Source organism: Pseudomonas sp. 05L36 (genome assembly GCF_056398125.1).
On sequence record NZ_JBFTOU010000004.1, the window covers coordinates 106,376 to 127,442 of the forward strand.

The window sequence follows — 21,067 nt, forward strand, 5'->3', positions numbered from 1 at the left end:
CCATTACATTCAACAGCCATCTTGACTGTCAGGCCGCTATCGCGAGCAGGCTCGCTCCCACAGGAGTCATCGCTCTCGGAGAACCTCCATGATTTCCTCGACCTATCCTGCCGCCCAGCACGTCATGGTGCTCTACACCGGCGGCACCATCGGCATGCAGGCTAGCGCCAACGGCCTGGCTCCAGCGTCCGGTTTCGAAGCGCGGATGCGCGATTATCTGCACAGCCAGCCTGATCTGGTGGTGCCGCAATGGCGCTTCCGTGAAATGTCGCCGCTGATCGACAGCGCCAACATGACCCCGACGTATTGGCAGCAGCTGCGTGAAGCGGTGGTCGACGCAGTGGATGTGCAGGGCTGCGACAGCGTGCTGATCCTGCATGGCACCGACACGCTGGCCTACAGTGCCGCCGCCATGAGCTTCCAGTTGCTCGGCCTGCATGCCCGCGTGTGCTTCACCGGCTCCATGCTGCCGGCCGGCGTCACCGATAGCGATGCCTGGGAAAACCTCGGCGGCGCGCTGGTTGCACTGGGCCAGGGCCTCGCGCCGGGCGTGCATCTGTACTTCCATGGCGAACGGCTGGACCCGACCCGCTGCGCGAAGGTACGCAGTTTTGGCCGCCATCCGTTCAAGCGCCTGGAGCGTCAGGGCGGTGGCGTGAAGGTGCCTTCTTTACCAACACAGCTGAATTACAACCAACCCAAACAATTGGCGAACGTCGCGGTGCTGCCGCTGTTCCCCGGCATCAGCGCCGAGGTGCTGGATGGTTTGCTCGACAGTGGCATTCAGGGCCTGGTGCTGGAGTGCTACGGTAGCGGCACCGGTCCGAGCGACAACCCCGGGTTTCTCGCCAGCCTTGGGCGTGCGCGGGACAAGGGCGTTGTAGTAGTGGCCGTCACGCAATGCCACGAAGGCGGGGTTGTACTGGACGTCTATGAAGCCGGCAGTCGCTTGCGTGGCGTTGGGGTGTTGTCCGGTGGCGGCATGACCCGTGAGGCGGCGTTCGGCAAGTTGCATGGGTTGTTGGGTGCGGGGCTTGAAACGGACGAAATCCGTCGGCTTGTCGAACTCGACCTGTGCGGTGAACTGAGCTGACACCACCCTTGTAGGAGCGAGCCTGCTCGCGATAGCGGTCTACCATTCACATTGATGTGACTGATCCACCGTCATCGCGAGCAGGCTCGTTCCCACAGGGGACATCACCCGGCATACAACTTGCTGCGCTCCAGCTATCCCAAGGCTGGAAGTCCTCATGCTCCACTCCCACCTCACCACGCTCAACGCGGTCTCCCTGGTACTCGATGCCTTCAGGGCACAAGGCTTGTCCAGCGAAGCGCTGCTGGCCGGCAGCGGCATCAGCGCGGCGGATCTGAACCGTGCCGACACACGCATCACCACCAATCAGGAAATGCAGGTCTGTGCCAACGCCGTTGCTCTCAAACGTGACATCGGCCTGGAACTGGGCCGGCGGATGCACGTTTCCTGCTACGGCATGCTCGGTTACGCCCTGCTCACCAGTGCCACCTTCGGTGACGCTTTGCGTCTGGCGATGCGTTATCCGGCGCTGCTGGGAACACTTTTCGAGTTGAGCCTTGAAGACGATGGCGAGCGCATCTGGTTCGCCGCCGCTGATTACCGCGAGAGCCCGGCCATGGCGGTGTTCAACGCCGAATTCTGCCTGGTGTCGCTGAAAGTCACCTGCGACGACCTGCTCGGCCATCCCCTGCCGTTGCTCGGCGCCCGTTTTGAACACGCCGCCCCCGATTACGAAGCGACCTACGCCGAACACTTCAATTGCCCGGTGCACTTCGGCGCCCGTAACAATGCCTTTGCCTTCGACAAGCGCTGGCTCGACCAGCCACTGCCGCTAGCCGACATCATCACCCACCAGGCCATGGCCGAACGCTGCCGCAAACAGAACATCGAGTTCACCGGGCGCCAGGCGTGGCTGGGACGGATCCGCCAATTGCTCAGCGCGCAATTGAATGCGGCGCCGGGGCTGGAGGGATTGGCCGAACAAATGAACTGTTCGGCGCGGACCTTGCGCCGGCATCTCAAGGACATGGGTTGCAGCTATCAGGAACTGCTCGACGAACTGCGCTTCGAGCAGGCCAAGCAAATGCTTTGCGAGGATCAGTTGCCGATCTATCAGATTGCCGAAGCCCTGGGTTTCAGCGAGACCGCGAGTTTTCGGCATGCGTTTGTGCGCTGGAGTGGTGTGGCGCCGAGTCAGTTTCGGCCACACGGATAAACCCTGTAGGAGCGGGCTTGCCCGCGAAGAGGCCAGCGCATCCAACGCATCTGTATCGCCGCAATACCGCCTTCGCTGACAAGCCAGCTCCTACAGGGTGTGTATCCCATACGCTGAACAGGGGCGAATTTCGGTCAAATGTTTTGGCCATATCGATCCCCTTTTGGCCTTTCCTGCCGTTCTCCGATTCGCCGTGCGCCGCAACACTGGGGGCAACCGAATCAGCCCTGCGGAGAACAAGAAATGCTGACGATCTACTCGGACGATCACCACCTGCACCACGGCCGTTGCGAATTGATAGACGGGCAACTCAAGCCCTGCTTCGAAATGCCTTCCCGTGCCGACCACGTACTGGCACGGGTGCAAAATCAAAATCTGGGCCCTGTCGAAGCGCCAAAGGATTTCGGCCTCGGGCCGATCGAGCGCATTCACAGCCGAGACTACCTCGACTTCTTCAAGGGCGCCTGGGCACGCTGGACCGAGTACAACACCGACGGCGACTTGCTGCCCTACACTTGGCCAGCCCGCACCCTGCGCCGCATCAAACCCTCCAGCTTGCATGGCGAACTCGGTTACTACAGCTTCGACGGCGGCGCCCCGATCACCGCCGGCACCTGGCAAGCGGCGTACAGCGCAGCGCAAGTCGCGCTCACCGCCCAAGCGGAAATCCAGCTCGGCGCCCGTTCTGCTTTCGCCCTGTGCCGTCCGCCGGGACACCACGCCGCCGGCGACTTGATGGGTGGTTATTGCTACCTCAACAACGCCGCCATCGCCGCCCAGGCGTTCCTCGATCAGGGCCATGAAAAGATCGCGATCCTCGACGTCGACTACCACCACGGCAACGGCACCCAGTCGATTTTCTACGAACGCAGCGACGTGCTGTTCACCTCGATCCACGGCCACCCGGAAGCCGAGTTCCCGTTCTTCCTCGGCTATGAAGACGAACGTGGCGAAGGCGCTGGCGAAGGGTTCAACTTCAACTACCCGTTGGCCGCCGGTTCAGGCTGGGACACCTGGAGCGCAGCGCTGGAACAGGCCTGCAAAGAGATCGAAAGCTACGGTGCCGACATTATCGTCGTGTCCCTCGGAGTCGATACCTTCAAGGACGACCCGATCTCGCAATTCAAGCTCGACAGCCCGGATTACCTGGCCATGGGCAAGCGCATCGCCGGCCTCGGCGTACCGACACTGTTCGTGATGGAAGGCGGTTACGCAGTCGAAGAAATCGGCATCAATGCCGTGAACGTTCTTGAAGGTTTCGAAAGCGCTTGTTGAGGAAGTAGAAGAATGAAAAGTCTTAAGCGTTTCATCGTGCCGACGCTGTGTGCCTCGGTGCTCAGCGTTGCCGCCCACGCCGAAGAGCGAACCCTGCGCGTCTACAACTGGTTCGACTACATCACACCCAAGGCCCTGGAAGACTTCAAGGCCCAGAACACCCAGACCAAACTGGTCTACGACATCTTCGACACCAACGAAGCACTGGAAGCCAAGCTACTGACCGGCAACTCTGGCTACGACGTGGTGGTGCCGTCCAACGTGTTCCTCGCCAAGCAGATCGAAGCCGGCGTGTTCCAGCCCCTGGACCGCAGCAAGCTGCCGAACTGGAACCACCTCGATCCCAAGCTGATGAAGCTGATCGAAGCCAACGACCCGGGCAACAAGTTCGCCGTGCCGTACATGTACGGGACCATCCTGATCGGCTTCAACCCGGACAAGGTCAAGGCCGCGCTCGGCGACAACGCACCCGTGGACAGCTGGGACCTGATCTTCAAGGAAGAGAACATCAGCAAGCTCAAGCAGTGCGGTGTCGCCCTGCTCGACTCGCCGTCGGAGATCCTGCCGCTGGCCCTGCAACACCTCGGCCTGGACCCCAACAGCAAGAAGCCTGCGGACTACGACAAGGCTGAAGCGCTGCTGATGAAGATCCGCCCGTACATCACCTACTTCCACTCGTCCAAGTACATGGCCGACATTGCCAACGGTGACATCTGTGTCGCAGTAGGCTATTCCGGCAGCTTCTCGCAAGCCGCCAACCGCGCCAAGGAAGCCAAGAATGGTGTGGTCGTCGACATGCGTTTGCCGAAGGAAGGCGCACCGATCTGGTTCGACATGCTGGCAATTCCGAAGGGGGCGAAAAACCCCGAAGACGCCTACACCTTCATCAACTACCTGCTGCAGCCGCAAGTGATTGCACCGGTCAGTGACTTCGTCGGCTACCCGAACCCGAACAAGGACGCCACGGAAATGGTCGATCCGGCGATCCGCAACAACCCCAACCTGTACCCGACCGACACGGCGATGAGCACGCTCTACACCCTGCAACCGTTGCCCCGCGATGCCGAACGTGCGCGCACCCGGGCCTGGACCAAGATCAAGTCCGGGACCTGATACCCGCTTCGCTCCCGCCGTCATCAGGACCTGCGCTCGCGCAGGTCTATTTTTGCCTGCGGCACATCAGCGACCCGACGCGCTCGTTTCAAAGAAAACGCCAGACCGCCCGCAGCCGCTCCAACGCGGCTTCGATAGCCTTTTCCGGCACTGCTGCAAACCCCAGAACCAACCCGGCACGCTGATCCATCGGGATCGTGGACTCGGGCAGCCAATAGCTACTCAAGCCATTGATCTCGACATCGACGCTACGTGCCAATTCAATCAACGCCTGTTCTCGCTCAATGCTGTCGACCAGCACTGTCATGTGCAACCCGGCGGCGACCGTGGGTAACTGGCCGACACCGGGAATGCCCCCCGGCCAGCCACTGAGCAACGCATTACGCCGGCTCAGCGCCGCACGCCGCATGCGGCGGATATGCCGCTGGAAATGCCCGGCCGCCATGAACTCGGCCATTACGGCCTGGGTACTGACCTCGGAATGCCGTACGTCCACCGCCCGACGCTGGGCAAACGCCTGCACCAGATCCATCGGCAATACCAGGTAACCCAGGCGCAACGCCGGAAACGCTACTTTGCCGAACGTGCCGACGTAGAGCACCCGGCCTTGCCGATCCAGGGCCGCCAAAGGTGCCAGCGGCGCACCGCTGTAGCGGTACTCGCCGTCGTAGTCATCCTCGACGATCCAGCCCTGCGTGCGTTCGGCCCAGGCCAGCAATTCCAGACGGCGAGCCAGGCTCATCACCACCCCGGTGGGGTACTGATGGGACGGGGTAACGTAGGTCAGACGGCAATCGCCCAGCTGTGCCAGTTCACCGCAGTCGATACCCTCACTATCCACCGCCACCCCATGCAACCGGGCACCTGCCACGGCGAATGCATGACCGGCCGCCCGATACCCCGGATTTTCAATCGCCACCGCGTCACCGGGCTCCACCAGCAGCTGTGCACAAAGGCTGATCCCCTGCTGCGCACCACTGGTGATCACAATTTGTTCAGCCATGCACTGCATGCCACGGGAACTGCGCAAATACGCGGCGATCATTCCGCGCAAGCGTGCATCGCCGGCCGGGTCGCCGTAGCACAGTTGCTGCAAATCCGGTTTACGCCAGAAAGCCGCATTCAGCTTGGCCCAGACCTCGAACGGAAACAGATCGAACGCCGGAACACCGACCCGAAAAGCCCTGGGCGGACCACTGGGCGGCATGGGTAAATGGTTCTTTTCAACGCGGGACAAGGCACCGCTGTGGATAACTTTGCTGGATGAATCCACAGGTAAATCGAGCCAATTTGTGGATAAGGCTGTGGATAAGCCTGTTGAAAACCCTGTGGATACTTTTGTGGATAGTTTTTTTGCCGGCACGCTTGCCTGGGGCAATTGCGCGACATAAGTCCCATCGCCCACTCGCCCTTCGATAAACCCTTCGGCGTACAGCTGATCGTAGGCACGCACCACACTGTTACGGGAAATCGCCAGCGCGGCTGCCAGATCACGACTGGCAGGCAGACGCGTACCGCTGGCCAGTCGCCCGTCCAACACACGCGTGCGCAATGCCTGGTAGAGCTGCCGACTCAGCCCTTGCCGACGATCAAGTTCGATACCCGCCGGGTTAAAGGTCAGGGACAGTGGTTCGCTAGTCATCGCAATGGACCCATGAAATTGGTCATTAGTGGCTCTTACAACAGACCAATAGCCTGCCTAGGATGCAGATATTCGCCAAGGAAAATATCTCCATGTACACGCCACGTGCTTTTGCCATCGACGAGTTGTCCCAACTGCATGAACTGATCCTCGCCACCCGTCTCGCCATATTGGTGACCCACGGTGAAAGCGGCCTGCAAGCCAGCCATGTACCGGTGCTGCTGCATTGCGAACAAGGCTCGAACGGCACGTTGTACGGGCATCTGGCCAAAGCCAATCCACAGTGGAAAGAGCTGCGCGACGGCGCCGAAGCCCTGCTGATTTTTGCCGGTGCCGACGCCTATGTCAGCCCTGGCTTCTACCCGAGCAAGGCCGAACACGGCAAAGTCGTGCCAACCTGGAACTACGTCGCCGTACACGCCTATGGCCGAGCCGAAACCTTCAGCGATGGCGGGCGGCTGCTCGACATCGTCAGCACCCTCACCGATCGTCATGAAGCTGGCCGCGCCCAACCGTGGTCAGTGGCCGATGCCCCCGCCGATTACATCGACGGCATGCTCAAGGCCATCGTCGGTTTCGCCATTCCCATCGACCGTCTGGAAGGCAAGCGCAAGCTCAGCCAGAACCGCAGCCCTGCCGACATCGCCGGCGTGCGCAAAGGCCTGGCCGCCAGCCCCGACGTCAATGACCAAACCCTCGCCCAATTGATGCGCTAAGGAAGTCACCATGAGTCAAATCGACATTCGCCAAGTCACCGCCAGTGATCACGCGGCCTGGTTGCCGCTGTGGCAAGCCTACTTGCGCTTCTACAACACCGAATTGCCGGTGGCCGTCACCCAAAGCACCTGGCAGCGTATGCTCGATCCGAACGAGCCAACCCACGCCGCCCTCGCCTGGGCCGACGGCAAAGCGGTGGGCATGGTGCATTTCATCTACCATCGTTCGAACTGGGCCATCGAAAACTCCTGCTACCTGCAAGACTTGCTGGTGGCCCCGGAAACCCGCGGCACCGGCGTCGGCCGGCAGTTGATCGAGTTCGTCTACGCCACGGCCATGGCTGACGGCTGCAACAAGGTCCACTGGCTGACCCACGAAACCAACGCCACCGCGATCCAGCTCTACGAGCGCATCGCCGAACGCCCAGGTTTTATCCAGTTTCGCAAAGCCATAGGGGGCGTTCTCAATTAGTTTTCCCGTCGCGTTGTCGCCTTAAAGCGGGCCAGGCAAGGCGCAGGCCGCTGGAAATGGTTGTTCCCTTTCCAAGGCCTGCAACGCAGCCTGGCCCGTTTTAAGGTACAACCCGAAGGGCCGGGTCTGCTGTTGTGCAGGGCTGCGTTGCTCGAAGCTTATTTGGAATGACCAAACCACGCTTCTCGCGCCTTGCCCTGCACAACAGCAGGCCCGGCGCGGCGTGAAAACTAATTGAGAAAGCCCCCTAGGTTCAAGGAGAACAGCATGTCGATTTCACTCGCCGACTGGAAAGGCGTCCCGGCCCTCACGACCCAACTGATCGAAGGGCGTTACATCTGCCTGGAAAAACTCGACCCGGCGCGCCACGGCGACGATCTGTTCAACGCCCTGCAGGGCCCCGGTGCCGACCCGAAACTCTGGGACTACCTGCCTTACGGCCCCTTCCCGGAGCGCAGCGTCTTCAACGACTGGCTGAACAATCACGCGGCCAGCAGCGACCCGTATTTCTTCAGCGTGATCGACCGCGCCAGCGGCGAGGTCCAGGGCATTCTCAGCCTGATGTCCATCGTCCCGGCCCAGGGCCGCATCGAAATCGGCCACGTCACCTTCGGCGCGCCGATGCAGCGCTCGCCGAAAAGCACCGAGGCGGTTTACCTGTTGGCCAAGGAATCCTTTGCCCTGGGCTACCGTCGCCTGGAATGGAAATGCAACAACGCCAACGCCCGCTCCAAATACGCGGCCGAGCGCCTGGGCTTCAGTTTTGAGGGTGTGTTCCGCCAGCACATGGTGGTCAAAGGGCAAAATCGGGACACCGCGTGGTACTCGATTCTGGACTCGGAATGGCCGGCGATTAGCGCCGGGTTCGAGAAGTGGCTGAGCGATGAGAATCAGACGGCTTCGGGGCAGGTTAAAGGGTTGGTGGAGTGTCGCGCTTAAAGTGCTTCCAGGCATCGCGATAGCCGGCCATGTCCCGACTTCTTGTAAGAAAAGACGTCAGTTCGAAGGGGCAAAAACTGTCTCCGTCGAACAGTCAGCCAATTACTACATGACAATCTGAGACTCCCCGCACCACTGCCGGAACCGCCTGACATCGGTACCGATGGCCTTCCTTTTAGAGTTTGGTCTTCTGACAAAGAGGCCAAACTCGATGCCTGTTCAACACAAATACCGACCCCAACAACTCGCCTTGGCGATTGCACTTGTCCTGGGTTGCGCTGACGTTGCATCCGCCCAACAACCGGAGCAACCCAGCCCAGAAAGCGCGTCTGACACGATCGAGCAACTGGCCGCAGGCACTACCGCCAACCTGGCCAAAGCGACGTTGAACAGTGACAGTTCCGTGAGCGCCGCGATGCTCTCGGCGATGCGCCAGTCAGGCAGTGCCTCGGGTTTCAGCAATCAAAAGAGAGCTTCGCGCCCGGCAGCGGCCGACAATAGTGCTAGCCGAGTCTGGCTACAGGCATTGGGGTATGGCGGAACACTGGATCGTGACTACGACGCCTTGAAGTACTCGACCCAAGGTCTGGTCCTGGGAGCGGATTGGGCATTTGACGAAGAATGGCGCATCGGCATGATGGGGGGTAAATCACAGACTCGCCTGGACAGCCGTGACCTCGACGGCGACCTCGATAGCTGGCATTTGGGGGCTTACGCCCTGCGCCAGAGCGGCTCCATGTCTTTGCGTGTTGGTGCCAGCTACAGCAATCATGACGGCAGCACCCAACGCCAGGTGGACTTCAATGGCTTCAGTGACCGCCCCAAAGGCAGGTACGACGCCAACACCCTACAGGCGTTTGCCGAAGTCGGATACAACCTCGGCCGCGCCAACATCAACATCGAGCCATTCGCCGGCCTTGGCTACCAACGTTATCAGCGCGATGGATTCACAGAAAAAGGAGGCGCTGCGGCGTTAAAGGTCGAGGGCCAGGAGCAGAACAATCTCAACAGCACTTTTGGCCTGCGACTGGCGAAGATCAATACGCTGGATAACGGCATGCAACTGACGCCACGGTTCAGTGCCAGCTGGAAACATACCTACGGGGAGATCGCCACAGAAACCCGCCAACGGTTGATCACCGGTGGCCGTAAAGAAACCGTGTCCGGTGCGCCGCTGGATCGCGACAGTCTGATGGTGGATGCGGGTCTGGAGCTGGGGCTTTCGGCGCAGCACACGCTGGGCGTTGGCATAAATGGCGAGATGGGCACCGACAGCCGAAACCATGGCGCTACAGCGCAGTGGCGGATGACCTTCTAACCATCAAACGCCGGGCAAAAAAAGGGGAGCACATGCCCCCCCGAGGTATAAAGCGTTGTATCGCGGCTGTTAACTCAGCCTTCGATCTCGATCAGGATTTCGCCAGGATTCACCCGGTCGCCCTTGGCCACGTGAATGGCGGTGACTTTACCGGCGATGGCTGCCTGGACTTCGGTTTCCATCTTCATCGCTTCGGTGATCAACACGGCTTGGCCTGCCTTGACGGTGTCGCCCTCCTTGACCAGCACGTCGACGATGTTGCCCGGCATGGTGGTGCTGACGTGACCCGGTGCAGTGGCTTGTTTGCGCTTGCTGCTGCCGCCGCCGACGAATTCGTTGAGCGGCTCGAACACCACTTCTTCCGGCATGCCGTCGATGGACAGGTAGAAGTGACGCTTGCCTTCGGCCTTGACGCCCACACCGGTGATGTCGACGCGGTAGGTTTCGCCGTGAACGTCGATGACGAACTCGGTCGGTACGCCTTCGCCACCAGCCGAGGCGACGCCGCCGGCTTCAGGAATCGGCAGCAGCACTTCGGGTGTCAGGGTGCCCGCAGCACGCTCTTCGAGGAACTTGCGACCGATGTCCGGGAACATGGCGAAGGTCAGCACGTCTTCTTCGGACTTGGCCAGTGCGCCGATGTCGGCACGCAGCTTGGCCATTTCCGGCTTGAGCAGATCGGCCGGGCGAACGTCGATCACTTCTTCGCTGCCGATGGCCTGGCGACGCAGTTGTTCGTTCACAGTGCCCGGCGCCTTACCGTAGCCGCCTTGCAGGTACAGCTTCACTTCGTTGGTGATGGTCTTGTAGCGCTCGCCGGCCAGCACGTTGAAGAACGCCTGGGTGCCGACGATCTGCGAAGTCGGAGTCACCAGCGGCGGGAAGCCGAGGTCTTCACGAACGCGCGGGATTTCGGCCAGCACTTCGCTCATACGATTGAGTGCGCCCTGCTCTTTCAACTGGTTGGCCAGGTTGGAAATCATCCCGCCCGGTACCTGGTTGACTTGAACACGGGTGTCGACGGCGGTGAATTCGCTTTCGAACTGGTGGTACTTCTTGCGCACGGCGTAGAAGTACAGACCGATCTCCTGCAGCAGTTCCAGATTCAGGCCGGTGTCGAACTCGCTGCCTTTAAGGGCGGCGACCATCGACTCGGTGCCCGGGTGGCTGGTGCCCCAGGCAAAGCTGGAGATCGCGGTGTCGATGTGATCGGCACCGTTTTCGATCGCCTTCATTTGGCACATCGCGGCCAGACCAGCGGTGTCGTGGGAGTGAATGAACACTGGCAGCGATTGCTCGGCTTTCAGCGCCTTGACCAGTTCGCCGGTGGCGTACGGGGTCAGCAGTCCGGCCATGTCCTTGATCGCCACCGAGTCGCAACCCATGGCTTCCATTTGCTTGGCCTGGTTCACGAAGGCCTCGATGGTGTGCACCGGGCTGGTGGTGTAGGCGATGGTGCCCTGGGCGTGTTTGCCGGCGGCTTTCACCGCTTCGATGGCCACGCGCAGGTTACGCACGTCGTTCATGGCGTCGAAGATGCGGAACACGTCGATGCCGTTGACCGCAGCCTTGGCGACGAAGGCCTTGACCACGTCGTCGCTGTAGTGGCGGTAGCCCAGCAGGTTCTGGCCGCGCAACAGCATTTGCAGGCGGGTGTTAGGCAGCGCGGCGCGCAGTTGGCGCAGACGCTCCCACGGGTCTTCTTTCAGGAAACGTACGCAGGCGTCGAACGTCGCGCCGCCCCAGCATTCCAGCGACCAGTAGCCGACTTTGTCGAGCTTGTCGCAGATCGGCAGCATGTCTTCGGTGCGCATGCGGGTGGCGAGCAGCGATTGGTGGGCGTCGCGCAGGATTGTGTCGGTTACGTGGATTTGTTTGCTCATTGTTCTATTCCTCACAGGCCTGCGTGGGCGGCGATGGCGGCGGCGATGGCCAGGGCCAGCTCTTCGGGTTTGCGCTTGATCGAGTAGTTGGTCAGTTCAGGGTGGCTTTCAACGAAGCTGGTGTTGAACTGGCCGCTACGGAATTCCGGGTTACGCAGGATTTCCTGGTAGTACGCGGCAGTGGTCTTGACCCCTTGCAGGCGCATGTCGTCCAGGGCGCGCAGGCCACGGTCCATCGCCTCTTCCCAAGTCAGCGCCCACACCACCAGTTTCAGGCACATCGAGTCGTAGTACGGCGGGATGGTGTAGCCGGTGTAGATTGCCGTGTCGGTGCGCACGCCAGGGCCACCGGGGGCGTAGTAACGGGTGATCTTGCCGAAGCTCGGCAGGAAGTTGTTCTTCGGGTCTTCGGCGTTGATCCGGAACTGCAACGCGAAACCGCGGTGCTGGATGTCTTCCTGTTTCACCGAAAGCGGCAGGCCGGAGGCAATGCGAATCTGCTCACGGACAATGTCGATGCCGGTGATTTCTTCGGTGATGGTGTGTTCCACCTGCACCCGGGTGTTCATCTCCATGAAGTACACCTCGCCCTCGGCGAGCAGGAACTCCACGGTGCCGGCGTTCTCGTATCCCACGGCCTTGGCTGCGCGCACCGACAGGTCGCCGATGTAGGCGCGCTGTTCCGGGGTCAGTTGCGGGCTCGGGGCGATCTCGATCAGCTTCTGGTTGCGGCGCTGGATCGAGCAGTCACGCTCGAACAGGTGCACCACGTTGCCGAAGCTGTCGCCAAGAATCTGCGCTTCGATGTGTTTCGGATTGACGATGCATTTTTCCAGGAACACTTCCGCGGAACCGAACGCCTTGGTGGCTTCGGAAATGACCCGTGGGAAAGCCTGTTCGAGTTCTTCACGGCTGTTGCAGCGACGAATACCGCGACCGCCGCCACCGGACGTGGCCTTGAGCATCACCGGGTAACCGATGCGATCGCCTTCGGTCAGGGCTTCTTCGATGCCCGACACGTTGCCTTCGGTGCCCGGGGTCACCGGTACGCCGGCCTTGATCATGCTGCGGCGAGCTTCGGTCTTGTCGCCCATACGGCGAATGACTTCAGCCGAAGGGCCGATGAATTTGATCCCGCGTTCGGCGCAGATCTCCGCCAGCTCGGCGTTTTCCGAAAGGAAGCCATAGCCGGGGTGCAACGCATCGCAGCCGGTTTCCACCGCCAGGTTCACCAGCTTGCGCGGGTTCAGGTAGCCGGCCAGAGGTTCGGCACCAATGCTGTGGGCCTCATCTGCACGCTTTACGTGCAGGGCATGACGGTCGGCGTCGGAGTAGATCGCGACCGAGCGAATGCCCATTTCGGCGCAGGCACGTACGATTCGTACGGCAATCTCACCACGGTTGGCGATCAGGATCTTTGTTATCACTTGGAGTTTCCCTTGAGCCGGTGGTACCCACGACCTGCTAGAACAGGTCGACGAGTGACCAAATGTTTCAATTTGGTCGCAGGTCCACACTAGCGCCCACAAGGGATTAACAAAAATGAATAAAAATTGGGTCGTGCATAAGTAAAGACTTATAGTTGATTCACCAGCCAGCGACGAGAGTGACCAGATAATGCGTAAGTCATTGATGCGTATGACTTTGCGGCAATTGCAGATCTTCAACGAGGTCTGTGATTTGCGGTCCTATAGCCGCGCGGCCGAGGAAATGTCGCTCACACAACCTGCCGTCAGCCTACAGATTCGTCAACTTGAAGAGCTGATTGGCCAGCCTTTGTTCGATTACGTCGGCAAAAAACTCTACATGACCGAAGCGGCTGAAGCGTTACAGCGGGCCAGTCGGGATATTTTCGGGCGCCTGGAAAACCTCGACATGCAGCTGTCGGACATGCAGGGCTCGTTGCAGGGGCAACTGAAACTGGCGATTGAATCCAGCGCCAAATACTTCGTGCCGCATCTGTTTGCCGCATTCAAACGCCAGCACCCGGAAGTGAACCTGCAACTGACGGTGGTCAATCGCGGTCAGGTCATTCGGCGCCTGTCGGACAACCGCGACGACCTGGTGATCATGTCCATGGTGCCTCAGGACATGGGCCTGGAATTCCTGCCGTTCCTGAACAACCCGATCGTCGCCGTGGCGCCGCCGGATCACCCGCTGTGTCATATGGGGCCGCTGCGCTTGCAGGATCTCGAGCCCTATACACTACTGCTGCGTGAGCCGGGCTCCGGGACGCGGCTGGCGTGCGAAGAATACTTCAAAGAGAAACGCGTGCACTTCAACCAGACCCAGGAGGTCTCGTCTGCCGAAGCCCAGCGTGAATGTGTACTGGCAGGCCTGGGCGTTGCGCTGTTGACGCGCCACGCCCTGAGCCTTGAGCTGGCAACCGGTGGACTGATCGAGCTGCCGGTCGAAGAGCTGCCGCTGTTTCGCAGTTGGTGCCTGGTGCAGGCCAAGGCGAAACGCCTGTCACCGGTGGCTCACGCCTTCCTGGCGTTTATCCGTAGCGAACGGATTCAGATCAGCGCGCTGGTTGAGCGTTTCGACGGGAAGTCGAGGGAGATGCCTGCCAGAAATTGAGCTCCAATTCCGGAAAATCGCCAATTTCGGCCAGAAGCTGACGGCGTTCGCAGCGATCTTCAATGGCGCGGCGAAATTCCATGCGGCGCTGATCTTCTTGCTGACGACGGGTTTTGACAGCGCTGTTGCGTTCTTCGTAGGGCATGGCCATTTCGAGTCTCCCAAGGCGAGTACGGGAGTTTCAAGATAGGCGCGGGGGATGACGGTTTGGCGGCTTGCGGGTTACAGATCGGTGAAAATTGTCGTCTTTGAGGACGCCATCGCGAGCAGGCTCGCTCCCACAGGAGATCGCGGTCAAAGGTGGGAGCGAGCCTGCTCGCGATTAAGGTCGGAACGACCTTACGACGACGTCAGTCGTCCAGCGCTTTCACCGACTTGGGCGACAACCGCAAGCTGCGCAGGCTGCGTTTGACGCTCTTGAGGTGGTTGACCAGGCTCGGGCCACGCGCCATGGCCACGCCCATCGCCAGCACGTCGATCACCACCAGGTGGGCGATACGCGACGTCAGCGGCGTATAGATTTCAGTGTCTTCATGCACATCGATCGCCAGATTGACCGTAGACAGCTCGGCCAATGGTGTCTGGCTCGGGCACAAGGTGATCAATGAGGCACCGCTTTCGCGCACCAGGTTGGCGGTGATCAGCAGGTCCTTGGAGCGCCCGGACTGGGAAATGCAGATGGCCACGTCAGTCGGCTTCAGCGTCACGGCCGACATCGCCTGCATGTGCGGGTCGGAATACGCCGCGGCGGTGAGCAGCAAGCGGAAAAATTTGTGCTGGGCATCCGCCGCGACCGCACCCGAGGCGCCGAAGCCGTAGAACTCGACACGCTGGGCTTGGGACATCAGTGTCACCGCCCGCTGCAACTCCAGCGGATCAAGTTTCTCGCGAACCTCCATCAGCGTATGCAGGGTGGTGTCGAAGATTTTCAGGCTGTAGTCAGCGACCGAATCGTCTTCGTGGATCGCAAACTGGCCAAAACTCGCACCCGCCGCCAGGCTCTGGGCCAGCTTGAGCTTCAGGTCCTGAAAGCCGGAACAACCGATGGCACGACAAAAACGCACGATGGTCGGCTCGCTGATGCCCACGCTGTGGGCCAGGTCGGCCATGGAGCTGTGCATCACGGCCGCAGGATCAAGCAGCACGTGGTCGGCGACCTTGAGCTCCGACTTGCGTAACAGGTGGCGAGACTGGGCGATGTGTTGCAGCAGATTCAAGGGGCTGGACTCTTTGTTATTGGCAGGTGCCGGGGATGTAGCACGCTTGTAGTTATACTACATGAATTGGCTTTTTGCCTGCTCAATGCGTTACCGGATCCCTCGATTTCAGGTGCCCGCGCTTCATGTAGCAGCCATGGCGCCTCTCCAGGTGCGCCGGGTGCGCGTTTTAATGGACAAAAGCGCCTTACGTATCCCCGTCAGCTTGCGCGTGCAGCAAACCTGCCAACGTCTCGGCCTCAACCGGGCGGCTAATCAAATAGCCCTGCACTTCATCGCAGCGCTCGGCTTTCAGGAACTCAAGCTGTTCTCCCCGCTCCACCCCTTCCGCCACGACCTTCAGCGACAGGCCATGAGCCATGGCAATGATCGCCCGAGTAATCGCCGCATCCTCGGTGCCCTCACCCAAGCCACGGATAAACGCCTGATCAATCTTCACGTAATCCACCGGGATGCGCTTGAGGTAGCTCAGGGAGGAGTAGCCAGTGCCAAAATCATCAATGGCCAGTTTCACCCCGAGATCACGCAACTGCTGGAAGGTTGCGATGATGTGTTCGACGCTATCCAGCAACTGGCTTTCGGTCAACTCCAGCTCCAGGAGGTGCGGCGCCAGCCCGGTTTCCTCCAGCACCTGGCGCACCAGACTGACCAGCTTGCCCTGGCGCAATTGATGCACCGACAGATTGACCGACACCCGAATCGCTTCAAGCCCCTGCCGTTGCCACTCACAGGCTTGCCGGCAGGCCTGACGCAGCACGAACTCACCGATCGGGCCGATCAATCCGGTTTCTTCAGCCAGGCCGATGAAATCCCCCGGTGGCACGCGGCCCATGGTCGGATGATCCCAACGCACCAACGCCTCGGCAGCATTGAGCTTGCCCGTGGCAAGGCACAGCTTGGGTTGGTAAAACACCTTCAGCTGTTGTTCTTCGACGGCCTTGCGCAAATGGTTTTCCAGCTGTAACCGCTCCAGCGTGCTGGCTTGCAAACTGTCGGTGTAAAACTGGAAATTATTGCCACCCAGATGTTTGGCGTGCTGCATGGCCATGTTCGACTGACTGACCAATACCGATATTTCCCGCGCGCTGTCCGGCAACAAGCTGATGCCCATCGACACGCTGACCACCAGTTCATGCCCCTCAATGGTCACCGGCAAACGTAGCTTGCTCGCCAGGCGAGTCGCCACCCGCGCCAGGCTCGAAAGGTTGCCGTAAGAGTTGAACAGCACGGCAAACTCATCACCGGAAAGGCGCGCGATGGTGTCTGCTTCAGGCAATGCATTCACCAGCCGCCGGGCCATTTTCTGCAGCAACTGATCGGCGACTTCATGCCCCAGGCTGTCGTTGAGTTGCTTGAATCGATCGAGGTTGATGTGCAGCAACGCCAGGCTGCGATAACCGCCCTGTCGTACTCGTTGGTGAGCCTCGCTGAGTCGTTCGCGAAACATCGCGCGGTTGGCCAGACCGGTAAGTTCATCGTAATGGGTCAGATAGCGCATGCGCTCTTCGGATTCCCGGCGGGCTGAGAGATCGGCGAAGAAGCCCACAATATGGCTTACATTTCCCCGGGTATCGCGCACAGCATTCAGTTGCAGCCATTGCGGATACATCTCGCCGTTCTTGCGGGTTTCCACCAATTCGCCCTGCCAGCTGCCTTGCTGCTCCAGCGCCTGATGTATTGCGGCGTAATGTCGACGCGCATCGCGACTGCATGGCAGCTCGATGACATTGCGCCCGATCATGTCCTCGATGTCATAGCCGGTCACCCGACTGAAGGCTTGATTGATCGCGATCAGGGCATAGTTCGGATCGAAAATCACGATCCCTTCGCTGGCCGCCTCGAACACGGTCGCCGCCAGTTGTTGCTGCTCTTCCAGGCCTTTGCTGACGCTGATGTCGCGGCGAGTGCCGACCATGCGAATCACCCGGCCGTTTTTGGCGCGCTCGACCGCCCGCCCGCGGTCCTCGATCCAGACCCAGTGGCCGTCGCCATGCCGCACGCGATACTCGATTTGATAGTCCTCGGTGCGGCCCTTCAAATGCTCGACCAGCGCCCTTTTCAGCGCAGGAAGATCCTCGGGATGAAGGCGCGGCTTGAGGTGACGCAGTATTGCCGTGACCTGTTCCGGCTCAAGGCCGAACAATTCCTGAATCTGCGTGTGATGGACTTCGTCGGTTTGCAGATTCCAGTCCCACAACCCCAACTCGCTGGCCTTCAATGCCAGCGCCAGACGCGCCTCACTCTTGCTCAGTGCCTGGTTGGCGGCGTCCAGTTCCAGGCTGCGCTGGGCGACACGGTTTTCCAGGTCGATCTGAATCTCTCGCAATTCATCCTCGGCACGTCGACGCTGTTCTATCTCCCTGGCCAGCTTCTGATTGAGCTGATCACTGCAGCTTTGCGCCTGCTGCAGATGCTCGATCAGTGCCTGATTCTGAAAGCGTCGCATCAAGCCCCGATCGATCAATCGATTGACTTGCCAGGCAACCACGCTCAATGCACCGAGCAGGATCAGCCCGAACCAGCCCCAACCTTGCTGCTGTTCGTCAGCCCCCCAAAACATATAGGCAATGGCCGGCAACAGGCAGGGCAAGGTGAATGACAGGAAGGCCGGCAAGCTGACCGCATAAGCCACGCTGGCCGAAAGTGCTGCGGCACCGATGAGGCCGAAGACCCAGGCTTGCTGAATGAAGTTATCGGCGGGAACCAGGGCGATGCCGGCACCGGCCAGGGTCAGACCGGTTAGACCGGAGCCCAGCAAAAACATTCGCCGCCAAATGGGATGGGCCTGACGGTTGGGAATGGCCGAATCAAAGGCTGCGACCTGAATCACCCGCAATGCCACCAAAGACAACAACCACACCAGCCAGACACTGACCAGGAAATAGCGCTGCGGGCTCCAGAGCAAACCGGCACAGACCAGGCCATTGATCAGCATGAACAACGTGGGCAGCAGCGAGCCCTGATACAACAGGCGCGTGCGTTCGACCGCCATTTCCATGGCGTACTGTTTACGGATCACCCGCGGCTCCACAGTGGGGCCCGACAGGTCGAAGCTGAGGGTCATAGGCGATGTTCTTGTTCTTATAATGGTGAGCATGTGCCCGAAACTGCTCGGAGCATACACAAGCAATTGCCCGGACCAAACTGCTGCTGATCAATAAATCGCCAAATTTTTCAGCCGCCGACGCCACTGAAAATGCTCAAGGCACGCCCCGCCAGCGCCTGCAGCCGATGACTGACCGGTCGTCCTTCGCATAACTTTCATCGGTTAAAGCGAAGCGGGGTTTGCCCGGTGTGTCGCGGCCCCCTAGAATGCCCCGATGCGCGATGATCTCTCCCTTCTGCTGAACTCCCTCAACGATGCCCAACGCCAGGCCGTAGCTGCCCCCGTGGGTCGTCAGTTGGTCCTGGCCGGTGCTGGTTCCGGTAAAACCCGAGTGCTGGTGCACCGTATCGCCTGGTTGATCCAGGTCGAAAACGCCTCGCCCCACTCCATCCTGTCGGTGACTTTCACCAACAAGGCTGCTGCCGAGATGCGCCAGCGCATCGAGCAGTTGATGGGTATCAACCCGGCCGGCATGTGGGTCGGCACCTTCCACGGCCTGGCGCACCGCTTGTTGCGGGCGCACTGGCAGGAAGCGGGCTTGAGCCAGACCTTCCAGATTCTCGACAGCGATGACCAGCAACGGCTGGTCAAGCGGGTGATCCGCGAACTCGGCCTGGACGAACAGCGTTGGCCGGCCCGCCAGGCCCAATGGTTCATCAATGGCCAGAAAGACGAAGGCCTGCGCCCGCAACACATTCAAGCCAGCGGCGACCTGTTCCTGGCGACCATGCGCGGCATCTATGAAGCCTACGAGGCCGCCTGCCTGCGTGCGGGCGTCATCGACTTCTCCGAGTTGCTGCTGCGCGCCCTCGATCTGTGGCGCGATCACCCAGGCCTGCTCGCTCACTATCAAAAGCGCTTCCGGCACATCCTGGTGGACGAGTTCCAGGACACCAACGCCGTGCAATACGCCTGGTTGCGCCTGCTGGCCAAGGGTGGCGACAGCCTGATGGTGGTGGGCGACGATGACCAGTCGATCTACGGCTGGCGCGGCGCGAAAATCGAGAACATCTACCAGTATTCCGAAGACTTCCCGGACGCCGAAACCATTCGCCTGGAGCAAAACTATCGCTCCACCGCGGGTATCCTGAAGGCAGCCAACGCCTTGATCGCCAACAACACCGGGCGCCTGGGCAAAGAGCTCTGGACCGATGGCGGCGAAGGCGAAGCGATCAATTTGTACGCCGCGTTCAATGAACATGACGAAGCCCGCTACGTTGTCGAAACCATCGAAAGTGCGCTGAAAACCGGCTTGTCTCGAAGCGATATCGCGATTTTGTATCGCTCCAACGCCCAATCGCGGGTTCTGGAAGAAGCTTTGCTGCGCGAGCGCATCCCATACCGCATTTATGGCGGCCAGCGCTTCTTCGAACGGGCGGAAATCAAAAACGCCATGGCCTACCTGCGCTTGCTCGAAGGACGGGGCAACGACGCCGCGCTGGAACGGGTCATCAACGTGCCGGCCCGTGGTATCGGCGAAAAAACCGTCGAAGCGATCCGCGACCATGCGCGCCACAGTGATGTATCGATGTGGGAAGCAATGCGCCAACTGGTGGCCAACAAAGGCCTGACTGGCCGTGCGGCCGGTGCCCTTGGCGCGTTTATCGAGCTGATCGAGAACCTCGCCGCCAAGTGCATGGAAATGCCGCTGCACCTGATGACCCAAACCGTCATCGAGCAGTCGGGGCTGATCGCCTATCACGAAGCGGAAAAAGGCGAGAAAGGCCAGGCCCGGGTAGAAAACCTCGAGGAACTGGTCAGCGCCGCGCGCAACTTCGAAAACAGCGAAGAAGACGAAGACCTGACGCCATTGGCAGCGTTCCTCGGTCACGCGTCGCTGGAGGCCGGCGATACGCAGGCCGACGAGCACGAAGACAGCATTCAACTGATGACCCTGCACAGCGCCAAGGGCCTGGAATTCCCTTATGTGTTCCTGGTGGGCATGGAAGAAGGTCTGTTCCCGCACAAGATGAGCCTGGAAGAACCCGGTCGCCTTGAGGAAGAGCGGCGTCTGGCCTACGTAGGCATCACCCGGGCGATGCAGAACCTGGTGATGACCTATGCCGAAACCCGACGCCTTTATGGCAGCGAGACCTACAACAAGGTCTCGCGTTTCGTACGCGAAGTTCCGAAAGGCCTGATTCAGGAGGTGCGGCTGTCCAACAGCGTCAGCCGTCCGTTTGGTGGCAACCAGTCGATGAGTGGTAGCAACCTGTTCAGCGGCAGCGAGATTCCGGAAACCGGCTTCAGTCTGGGTCAGACTGTGCGCCATTCGATCTTCGGTGACGGCGTGATCCTCAACTTCGAGGGCGCCGGTGCTCAGGCCCGGGTGCAGGTGAACTTCAGCGAAGGCAGCAAGTGGTTGATGCTGGGGTATGCGAAGCTGGAAGCGATCTAGCTTTTCTGTGGGAGCGAGCTTGCTCGCGATAGCGGTAGATCAGTCGACATTGTTTCTGGCTGTCAGTCCGTCATCGTCGGAGCGCCGCCCGGAGCAAGCTCGCTCCCACAGGTTGTAGACAGGCTCCAGGCCGATATCTGAATTTAAAGGTGCGATGAG

At 60.3% G+C, this 21,067-nt stretch carries 15 protein-coding genes and 1 pseudogene; 10 read left to right on the plus strand and 6 right to left on the minus strand.

Features of this window, described 5'->3' with window-relative positions:
• Positions 1–88 precede the first annotated feature (88 nt).
• The 4 genes from AC1DKH_RS06080 to AC1DKH_RS06095 all read left to right on the plus strand — a co-directional run bounded on the left by AC1DKH_RS06080 (position 89) and on the right by AC1DKH_RS06095 (position 4,637).
• Positions 89–1,093 (plus strand): asparaginase, encoded by a 1,005-nt coding sequence (locus AC1DKH_RS06080; RefSeq protein WP_477752242.1) that lies wholly within the window; start codon positions 89–91, stop codon positions 1,091–1,093.
• Between the two features lie 157 nt (positions 1,094–1,250).
• A complete protein-coding gene (locus tag AC1DKH_RS06085) occupies positions 1,251–2,249 on the plus strand; it encodes an AraC family transcriptional regulator (protein ID WP_477763062.1) in 999 nt (332 codons plus the stop codon).
• 243 nt (positions 2,250–2,492) lie between these two features.
• Positions 2,493–3,524, plus strand: coding sequence for a histone deacetylase family protein (locus AC1DKH_RS06090; RefSeq protein WP_477797719.1), 1,032 nt, complete (start codon positions 2,493–2,495; stop codon positions 3,522–3,524).
• Positions 3,525–3,536: 12 nt separating this feature from the next.
• Positions 3,537–4,637 carry a polyamine ABC transporter substrate-binding protein gene (locus AC1DKH_RS06095; protein WP_477797720.1) on the plus strand — a complete coding sequence of 367 codons (1,101 nt, stop codon included), beginning with the start codon at positions 3,537–3,539 and terminating at the stop codon, positions 4,635–4,637.
• Between the two features lie 88 nt (positions 4,638–4,725).
• Here the strand turns inward: AC1DKH_RS06095 and pdxR are convergent, their stop codons facing one another.
• Positions 4,726–6,279: a MocR-like pyridoxine biosynthesis transcription factor PdxR gene (gene pdxR / locus AC1DKH_RS06100; protein WP_477797721.1), complete on the minus strand. Its 1,554-nt coding sequence runs from the start codon at positions 6,277–6,279 to the stop codon at positions 4,726–4,728.
• Between the two features lie 92 nt (positions 6,280–6,371).
• On the opposite strand from pdxR, the gene AC1DKH_RS06105 reads away from it, so the two are divergent.
• From AC1DKH_RS06105 to AC1DKH_RS06120, 4 genes and pseudogenes are all read left to right on the plus strand, one after another.
• Positions 6,372–6,995, plus strand: coding sequence for an FMN-binding negative transcriptional regulator (locus AC1DKH_RS06105; RefSeq protein ID WP_477797722.1), 624 nt, complete (start codon positions 6,372–6,374; stop codon positions 6,993–6,995).
• A gap of 10 nt (positions 6,996–7,005) precedes the next feature.
• Positions 7,006–7,467, plus strand: coding sequence for an N-acetyltransferase family protein (locus AC1DKH_RS06110; protein WP_477797723.1), 462 nt, complete (start codon positions 7,006–7,008; stop codon positions 7,465–7,467).
• Positions 7,468–7,734: 267 nt separating this feature from the next.
• A complete protein-coding gene (locus AC1DKH_RS06115) occupies positions 7,735–8,406 on the plus strand; it encodes a GNAT family N-acetyltransferase (protein ID WP_477797724.1) in 672 nt (223 codons plus the stop codon).
• A 235-nt stretch (positions 8,407–8,641) separates the two neighbouring features.
• Positions 8,642–9,724: pseudogene (locus AC1DKH_RS06120) on the plus strand (autotransporter outer membrane beta-barrel domain-containing protein); the annotation flags it as partial.
• 74 nt (positions 9,725–9,798) lie between these two features.
• Here the strand turns inward: AC1DKH_RS06120 and oadA are convergent.
• Positions 9,799–11,607 carry a sodium-extruding oxaloacetate decarboxylase subunit alpha gene (gene oadA, locus AC1DKH_RS06125; RefSeq protein ID WP_477797725.1) on the minus strand — a complete coding sequence of 603 codons (1,809 nt, stop codon included), beginning with the start codon at positions 11,605–11,607 and terminating at the stop codon, positions 9,799–9,801.
• A gap of 11 nt (positions 11,608–11,618) precedes the next feature.
• Complete coding sequence (locus AC1DKH_RS06130; protein ID WP_046038868.1) at positions 11,619–13,034, minus strand: acetyl-CoA carboxylase biotin carboxylase subunit; 1,416 nt, start codon at positions 13,032–13,034, stop codon at positions 11,619–11,621.
• Positions 13,035–13,224: 190 nt separating this feature from the next.
• Between AC1DKH_RS06130 and AC1DKH_RS06135 the strand changes: the two genes are divergently transcribed.
• Complete coding sequence (locus AC1DKH_RS06135) at positions 13,225–14,187, plus strand: LysR family transcriptional regulator (RefSeq protein WP_477752235.1); 963 nt, start codon at positions 13,225–13,227, stop codon at positions 14,185–14,187.
• Here the strand turns inward: AC1DKH_RS06135 and AC1DKH_RS06140 are convergent.
• From AC1DKH_RS06140 to AC1DKH_RS06150, 3 genes are all read right to left on the minus strand, one after another.
• The gene (locus AC1DKH_RS06140; protein ID WP_007971698.1) at positions 14,129–14,338 is read right to left on the minus strand and encodes a PA3496 family putative envelope integrity protein; all 210 of its coding nucleotides are present in this window, start codon (positions 14,336–14,338) and stop codon (positions 14,129–14,131) included. The two genes, AC1DKH_RS06135 and AC1DKH_RS06140, sit on opposite strands and share 59 nt — an antisense overlap.
• 199 nt (positions 14,339–14,537) lie before the next feature.
• Positions 14,538–15,404 carry a transcriptional regulator HexR gene (hexR, locus tag AC1DKH_RS06145; RefSeq protein ID WP_007954250.1) on the minus strand — a complete coding sequence of 289 codons (867 nt, stop codon included), beginning with the start codon at positions 15,402–15,404 and terminating at the stop codon, positions 14,538–14,540.
• 187 nt (positions 15,405–15,591) lie between these two features.
• Complete coding sequence (locus AC1DKH_RS06150) at positions 15,592–18,468, minus strand: EAL domain-containing protein (protein WP_477797726.1); 2,877 nt, start codon at positions 18,466–18,468, stop codon at positions 15,592–15,594.
• A gap of 256 nt (positions 18,469–18,724) precedes the next feature.
• On the opposite strand from AC1DKH_RS06150, the gene uvrD reads away from it, so the two are divergent.
• Positions 18,725–20,908, plus strand: coding sequence for a DNA helicase II (uvrD, locus tag AC1DKH_RS06155; protein WP_046038860.1), 2,184 nt, complete (start codon positions 18,725–18,727; stop codon positions 20,906–20,908).
• Positions 20,909–21,067 lie beyond the last annotated feature (159 nt).

Coding starts and splice junctions, on each gene's coding strand:
- AC1DKH_RS06140 (WP_007971698.1), bottom strand. CDS start 14,338: ATGGCCATGCCCTACGAAGAACGCAACAGCGCTGTCAAAACCCGTCGT.
- oadA (WP_477797725.1), bottom strand. CDS start 11,607: ATGAGCAAACAAATCCACGTAACCGACACAATCCTGCGCGACGCCCAC.
- AC1DKH_RS06090 (WP_477797719.1), top strand. CDS start 2,493: ATGCTGACGATCTACTCGGACGATCACCACCTGCACCACGGCCGTTGC.
- AC1DKH_RS06085 (WP_477763062.1), top strand. CDS start 1,251: ATGCTCCACTCCCACCTCACCACGCTCAACGCGGTCTCCCTGGTACTC.
- pdxR (WP_477797721.1), bottom strand. CDS start 6,279: ATGACTAGCGAACCACTGTCCCTGACCTTTAACCCGGCGGGTATCGAA.
- AC1DKH_RS06135 (WP_477752235.1), top strand. CDS start 13,225: ATGCGTAAGTCATTGATGCGTATGACTTTGCGGCAATTGCAGATCTTC.
- AC1DKH_RS06080 (WP_477752242.1), top strand. CDS start 89: ATGATTTCCTCGACCTATCCTGCCGCCCAGCACGTCATGGTGCTCTAC.
- AC1DKH_RS06110 (WP_477797723.1), top strand. CDS start 7,006: ATGAGTCAAATCGACATTCGCCAAGTCACCGCCAGTGATCACGCGGCC.
- uvrD (WP_046038860.1), top strand. CDS start 18,725: ATGCGCGATGATCTCTCCCTTCTGCTGAACTCCCTCAACGATGCCCAA.
- AC1DKH_RS06150 (WP_477797726.1), bottom strand. CDS start 18,468: ATGACCCTCAGCTTCGACCTGTCGGGCCCCACTGTGGAGCCGCGGGTG.
- AC1DKH_RS06095 (WP_477797720.1), top strand. CDS start 3,537: ATGAAAAGTCTTAAGCGTTTCATCGTGCCGACGCTGTGTGCCTCGGTG.
- AC1DKH_RS06105 (WP_477797722.1), top strand. CDS start 6,372: ATGTACACGCCACGTGCTTTTGCCATCGACGAGTTGTCCCAACTGCAT.
- AC1DKH_RS06115 (WP_477797724.1), top strand. CDS start 7,735: ATGTCGATTTCACTCGCCGACTGGAAAGGCGTCCCGGCCCTCACGACC.